We start from the raw sequence: 6,118 nt of genomic DNA on the forward strand, positions 1-6,118 counted from the left end.
ATCGACTCGGTCAAAGAATAAAACAGACAGTTGCAATTCCGGGTCATTTCGACCGCGCGGCAATTGCGTCTGCCTGGTGGGCCCGAAGCACCTCCAGCGTCTGTGCCGGTCGGTCTCCTTCCGGAACATCTGCAAGATCCTCGTTCATACCCGCTGCGTCGAACCGGATAGCCGAGCCACCGTCGGTGACAACCCAGTCGACATCAGGGTCGACAGGGGTGGTGAGACTGTCCAGGCTCGAGAGTTGAAGATCGGTGAGGCTGATAGCCATGTGCATTTCGCCTTTCGGGCTTGGACAAACCGTGGTCACGCGCTCTCAGCGAGCATTCCAGATTGCTTGCGGTTGCTCGTGTTGACTCGCGCTAGCGCAGAAAAAGCAAAACACATCGTTTTAGTTACCCGATATCTACTCTGTGCTCCAACTTACGTCAACTGGCAGCAACTCAGCACTGCGGAGTGCTCAGAGCGGTTATTGCCTCGCCCCGAGTGATGTGATCTGGGATAGCTCAGCATCACCGTGCTGTTTTGCGCGCGGAGATCACCCCGGTGTTGAAACCGAGCAGGTAGAGACCTCCGTTGAAGCGGGCGTGCTCGATCTTCATACAGCGGTCCATGACCACCGTGAGGCCCCTGCTCTCGCCATCGGTCGCGGCATCCTGGTTCCAAATGCCGAGTTGGACCCAGATGGTCGGAGCGCCGATGGCTAGGACCTCATCGATCACCGAGGGGATGTCGCTCGCCTTGCGAAACACATCAACGATGTCGGGCACCTCCGGCAGCGAGGCAAGGTCGGGGTAGGTCTTGTGGCCGAGGATCTCGTCGGCGTTCGGGTTCACAAAATACACTCGATAGTTGCTGGACTGCAGCAGGTAAGTTCCGACAAAATAACTCGACCGTGCCGCATTGGGGGATGCGCCAACGATCGCAACCGATTGAGCGTTCTGCAAGATTTTCAGACGTTGTTTGGCACTCGGTCCCACCCAGGTGCGCTGCGTCTTCAGAAGTTTCGCAAGGGGCGAGTCGGCCGACAGTTCGCAGCTCAGGCCGTTGGCCAGTTGCGCGGTCACTGTGTCTGCGGTCACTGCATCTGTGGTCATCACTTGCCTTCCGTTGCCAGGGTCAGTGCCTGGTCGAGGTCGTAGACGATATCCTCCGGGTCTTCGATCCCCACGCTGATGCGCACGAGGCCCGGGAGTACCCCTGCGTCGATGAGTTGCTGCTCAGTGAGTTGCGCGTGGGTGGTGGAGGCCGGATGAATCACCAGCGTCTTCGCGTCACCGACGTTGGCAACATGGCTGGCCAGGTTCACCGACTCGATGAAGGTTCGCCCGGCATCCCTGCCGCCCTTGACGCCGAAGGTGAAGATCGAGCTCGGTCCCTTGGGCAGGTACTTCTTCGCGCGATCGAAATGCGCGTGCGAAGGGAGGCCAGCCCAGTTGACGAATTCGATCCGGGGATCGGCCTCGAGCCATTCGGCGACGATCCTGGCGTTGGTGACGTGCGCCTGCATGCGGAAGGCCAGGGTCTCGACGCCCTGGGCTAGCAGAAATGCAGAGTGCGGTGCGAGCACAGGTCCGATATCTCTCAGCTGCTCTGAACGCAGGCGGGTGAGAAAGGCATACTCGCCGAAGTTGCCCGACCAGTTGAGGTTGCCATAGGTGGGAACGGGAACATCAAACAGCGGAAATTTGGCGCTGTTCCAGTTGAATCGCCCTGACTCGACCACAACTCCGCCCATGGCAGTTCCGTGACCGCCAAGAAACTTTGTCGCCGAGTGGATGACGATATCCGCCCCCCATTCCATCGGCCGGTTGAGGTACGGGGTCGCGAAGGTCGAGTCGATAATAAGGGGAATGCCCGCGGCATGAGCGACATCGGCCAGCCCCTCGAGGTCGGCGATCTCACCCGACGGGTTCGAGACCGACTCGGCGAAGATCAGCTTGGTCTTGTCGGTGATCGCCGCGGCGTAGTGCGCCACATCCGTGCCGGGCACAAAGGTCGTCTCGACGCCGAATCGGCGCAGCGTGACGTCGAGTTGGGTGACGGAACCGCCGTACAGCCCTGCGGATGCGACGATGTGGTCACCGGCACCCACCAGTGAAGCGAAAGTGATGTACTGCGCAGACAGGCCGCTCGAAGTCGCGACAGCACCGAGTCCACCCTCGAGACTCGCGATCCGCTCCTCGAACGCGGCAACCGTCGGGTTGGCGACGCGGGAGTAAATGTTGCCATATTTCTGAAGCGCGAATCTGGCCGCAGCATCCTCCGTGTCATCGAAGACGAACGCCGTGGTCTGGTAGATCGGGAGGCCACGGGCGCCCGTCACCGCATCCGGAATGTTGCCTGCGTGGATGGAGCGGGTGCGAAAGCCCCACTCCCGGTCTGTGCGGTCCTGGTCTGCCGTGCTGTCTGCCATAGCTTCACGTTACCGGTGTGTGCTGTGTGATCTACGCTGCGTCGCCATGGGGGGTAACACTGGCAGCGGAGTGCGCAATCGTGTCTATTTCTCTTGCAGCGGCAGCAGGATGCCTTTCACTGACGAGTCCGTGGCCAAAAACTGCTGGACAGCGGGATCTCTGAATACTGCAACAAGCTTCTTGATGTTTGCGGTTTCAGCAAACTTGGTTCCGATGGTGAGCTGGCCGGCGAACTCATCCGGGGCCTGGGGTGCAAAAATCTGCTTCTCGAGTGGGATTTTTGCTGCGAGGTAGTACTCCGTGTAGCCGACGGCGGCATCGAGGTCAGGCAGGGCGCGTGACTGGGCCCCGAAGTCGAGAAGGGTGAACCTGATGCGCTTCGGATTCGTGGCGATATCAGCCTGGGTGGCCTTCGCCTTCACAATGCCTGGCTTGAAGGTAATCAGTCCCGCGCGCTCGAGTACCCACAGGCCCTGGGCCTCGTTTGCCGGGTCGGAGTAGAGCGAGATCGTGGCCCCATCCGGAATGTCTTTCACGTCCTTCCATTTGTCTGACCACAGGCCGAAGCCCCAGCAGAAGACCGGTGTCGCCGCCGTCTCCCTGAAGTCGGGGTTGGCCTCAAGCACCTGGCTCAGCCAGAGCTTGTGCTGATAAATCGTTCCGGCGACCTCGCCCTCGCTCACGGCACGATTGATGGTGTTGCTGTCGGAGAGTCCCGTGAATGCCACCCTGATGCCGTACTTCGGAGCTACTTTTTCGGCGATGAAGTTGATGAGCGCCTGCTCGGAGGCGTTGCCCTCGGCAGTTGCGACGGTCAGGGTCGCGCCGGCGATATCCGCTGCGGACTGTGCCGGATTGAGCATGGGGATGCCGACAGCAGCCACGATTCCGACACTCACGATTGCGGCCCCGACGATCCAGGGCCAGCGGCGACGCTTCTTCAACTCGAAGCCATGCTCGGAGTTGCTAGCGTTGGGTGTGGTTTCGATGCTCATGAACGATCTCCTGATGTGGGGGTGCGGGTGCCGCGGGAAAGAAATGTGCGGGTCGAAAGTGCGGTGCGTCTGGCCTGGGGCGTAGTGAGGCGTACGAGGCGATCGCCGGTGAGCTGCACGGCGGCGACCAGAGCTACGAGAACGATGATCGTGGCGAGCATAACGCCGTTGTCGAAACGCTGATAGCCGTAGGTGACTGCGACGTAGCCAATGCCGCCGGCCCCGATCGTGCCCGCGATCGCCGAGTATTCGATCATGGCGATGGTGTTGATGGTGAGGCCACCGATGATTGAAGGAACCGCCTCGCTCAGTTGTGCAGTTCTGATGATCTGAAGCGGGGACGCACCGGATGCCTTCGCGACGCGGGTCAGTGAGACGGGGATACCGCGAAGCGAGTTTTCGACGATCCGGGTGAAGAAGGCGATGCCCGCGATGGACATTGGCACGACCGCTGCCGGTATCCCGATGTTCGTACCGGTGATGAACCGAGTGAACGGAACGATGGCCGCCATCAGGATCAGGAACGGGAGCGACCGACCGACGCTGATGATCCAGCTGAGAGCGGTGTGCCACACGGGGTTCTCGAACAGGCCACCAGGAGCCAGGTTATGCACGAGCGACCCGAGCGGAATTCCCACCAGGACCACGATCGCCATGACGATACCGACCATGATCAGCGTGTCACCGAGAGCGGGAAGCAGCAGTGCCGGGATGTCGCCGAGTGGCACATTGTTGCTCAGCTGCGCGGTCATGCGACATCCTCCAATGAACGCTGGGGCAGATCGCGCTCGAGGCGGGCGTGCAGGCCGAGGCCGGAGAGTGCGGCGGCGATGCGGTCGGGATCCACTGTGCTCACGGCGATCGTGGCATGGCCAACGGTCGAGCCGCGAAGATTCTCGATCGATGCACCGAGCAGGGAAACGTCGGTGCCGAGTTCACCGGCGAGTCGGGTGAGCCAGTCGGCCGGCACGGGAGTTTCACCGTAGGTGACGTGCCACAGCGATGCCGCAGCCGAGGCATCCTGATGCCTGCGGCGCGGCTGCAGCGCACGGCCGAGATCCGATGCGGGGTCGCTGAGAAGATCGATCAGGCGACCCGATTCCACAATGTGACCGTGGTCAAGACGCGCGACACAATCGGCGACCTGCAGAACGGTGTCCATCTCGTGAGTGATGAAGAGGATCGCGAGGTCGAGGTCATCGCGCAGTTCCTTGAGGAGTTCGACTATCGAGTTGGTGGCCTGCGGGTCGAGACCGGAGGTCGCTTCATCCGAGAGCAGCACGGTGGGGCGAAGGGCGAGGGCGCGCGCGATACCGATGCGCTGACGTTGGCCGCCAGAGAGCTGGTGCGGGTAATGCTTCGCCTTATCGGCGAGTCCGACGCGGTCGAGCAGTTCGGCGACGCGCTTTCTCGACTCCGTCGGCGTCACACCAAGATATTCGAGCGGCAACGCCACGTTAGATTCGGCAGTGCGACGGCCGAAAAGCCCATCACTCTGGAAGATCGTTCCGATGCGCCGACGGGCAATGCGCAACTGTTTTTCGGTGAGCTGAGACAGGGTGTCACCGTTGACGACAACCGATCCGGATGTCGGCCGCTCGAGCAGGCTGACGCACTGTGCGAGTGTGGTCTTCCCCGCTCCGCTCGGCCCGACGACCGCGTAGATCTCACCGGCCTCGATGCTCAAATCGAGACGGTCCAGCACGAGGGATCGGGCGTCGCCGTGGCCGAAGACTTTTGTCAGCTGTTCGATCTGGATCATGTAAAAACTTCCTGGAGAGACACGCGGGGACAAGGGACGAAGTGTGGGGGATGGCCCGACTGTAGACGAGCGGCGATCATCGCTGCCGCCGTATTTCTTTGCGTGTCGCAGTAAGTCGCCCGATGGCGCGGAACTGCGAATTAACTATGCAGTTGGCAGTTTCAGCGAATCCTCAAATGCCGTGTGCGCAACAGATCAATAAGGAGTCATCATCCGAACAGTCATGAAGTCGTGCGCCGCCCTTGCGGTCACTGTTGTACTTGGACTCGCCGGATGCTCCGCGGCCGTGGCACAATCAAGGGCAACTCCCGGGTCCTCGGCCACCACCACGTCGGCAAGTGGTACGTCCACGACAGAGGCGACGGGTGCAAACAATTGAAAAAACCGGGAAGCGTCGTTCTCACTTCCCTCCCGCTGGGCGATGGGAGCGTCTCTATTATGGGTTCCGCCGTCGGCTCGGTGTATTCGTGCAGCGCCGGTAACCCGAGCGCTGGCGGCTCGAATGTCAACGTGCCATGGATCCAATGGCACCGCCTGGGATTCCACCGCAAAGTTGGGAGTCATCGGCGCGCACTCGTGGCTGACGGCTAAGTTCACCATCAAGATTCAGGGCGCGAACCGGGTCATGGGGTCACGGCCGCCAAACGCCAAATTAAACGCTCCCTCGGCATCTCCCAAGTGGAGGGCTTTATCAAGCCAAGCCGCATCAAGCAGAAGATCAAATATCGCGCCGGCCTCTACACGCCGGTCGCTCGCGCAATTCGACAAACCGGACGCGGAAAGTTTCGAACACCATTCGGCCTGTAACGTGGATCAGCCGGGGGGGGGGGGGGGGGGGGGGGCCCCCCCCCAAAAAAAAAAAACCACCCAACCCACCCCCCCCCCCCCCGCAAAAAAAAAAACCCCCCACAACAAAAACACCGCCACCCCCCCACTATAAAAAG

At 61.1% G+C, this 6,118-nt stretch carries 6 protein-coding genes; all 6 read right to left on the bottom strand.

All coding sequences use genetic code 11. The annotated features are described in order from the left end of the window. Positions 1–43: 43 nt before the first annotated feature. Positions 44–271 carry a hypothetical protein gene (locus IWX88_RS09300; RefSeq protein ID WP_196829543.1) on the bottom strand — a complete coding sequence of 76 codons (228 nt, stop codon included), beginning with the start codon at positions 269–271 and terminating at the stop codon, positions 44–46. 241 nt (positions 272–512) lie between these two features. Beyond that, the gene (locus tag IWX88_RS09305; protein WP_196829545.1) at positions 513–1,097 is read right to left on the bottom strand and encodes a CoA-binding protein; all 585 of its coding nucleotides are present in this window, start codon (positions 1,095–1,097) and stop codon (positions 513–515) included. Continuing rightward, a complete protein-coding gene (locus IWX88_RS09310; protein WP_196829547.1) occupies positions 1,097–2,416 on the bottom strand; it encodes an O-acetylhomoserine aminocarboxypropyltransferase/cysteine synthase family protein in 1,320 nt (439 codons plus the stop codon). Before IWX88_RS09310 ends, IWX88_RS09305 begins: the two co-directional genes overlap by 1 nt. An 84-nt stretch (positions 2,417–2,500) precedes the next feature. Then, positions 2,501–3,412, bottom strand: coding sequence for a MetQ/NlpA family ABC transporter substrate-binding protein (locus IWX88_RS09315; protein WP_196829549.1), 912 nt, complete (start codon positions 3,410–3,412; stop codon positions 2,501–2,503). Then, positions 3,409–4,164 (bottom strand): methionine ABC transporter permease, encoded by a 756-nt coding sequence (locus tag IWX88_RS09320; RefSeq protein WP_196829551.1) that lies wholly within the window; start codon positions 4,162–4,164, stop codon positions 3,409–3,411. The genes IWX88_RS09315 and IWX88_RS09320 overlap by 4 nt, the downstream gene beginning before the upstream one ends. Continuing rightward, complete coding sequence (locus IWX88_RS09325; protein WP_196829553.1) at positions 4,161–5,174, bottom strand: methionine ABC transporter ATP-binding protein; 1,014 nt, start codon at positions 5,172–5,174, stop codon at positions 4,161–4,163. Before IWX88_RS09325 ends, IWX88_RS09320 begins: the two co-directional genes overlap by 4 nt. Positions 5,175–6,118 lie beyond the last annotated feature (944 nt).

This window comes from Frigoribacterium sp. CG_9.8 (genome assembly GCF_015751965.1).
In the GTDB taxonomy this organism is placed as follows: Bacteria; Actinomycetota; Actinomycetes; order Actinomycetales; family Microbacteriaceae; genus Lacisediminihabitans.

Excerpts from the sequence above, each read along its gene's own strand:
- IWX88_RS09315 (WP_196829549.1), bottom strand. The coding sequence starts at position 3,412 with ATGAGCATCGAAACCACACCCAACGCTAGCAACTCCGAGCATGGCTTC.
- IWX88_RS09310 (WP_196829547.1), bottom strand. The coding sequence starts at position 2,416 with ATGGCAGACAGCACGGCAGACCAGGACCGCACAGACCGGGAGTGGGGC.
- IWX88_RS09320 (WP_196829551.1), bottom strand. The coding sequence starts at position 4,164 with ATGACCGCGCAGCTGAGCAACAATGTGCCACTCGGCGACATCCCGGCA.
- IWX88_RS09300 (WP_196829543.1), bottom strand. The coding sequence starts at position 271 with ATGGCTATCAGCCTCACCGATCTTCAACTCTCGAGCCTGGACAGTCTC.
- IWX88_RS09325 (WP_196829553.1), bottom strand. The coding sequence starts at position 5,174 with ATGATCCAGATCGAACAGCTGACAAAAGTCTTCGGCCACGGCGACGCC.
- IWX88_RS09305 (WP_196829545.1), bottom strand. The coding sequence starts at position 1,097 with ATGACCACAGATGCAGTGACCGCAGACACAGTGACCGCGCAACTGGCC.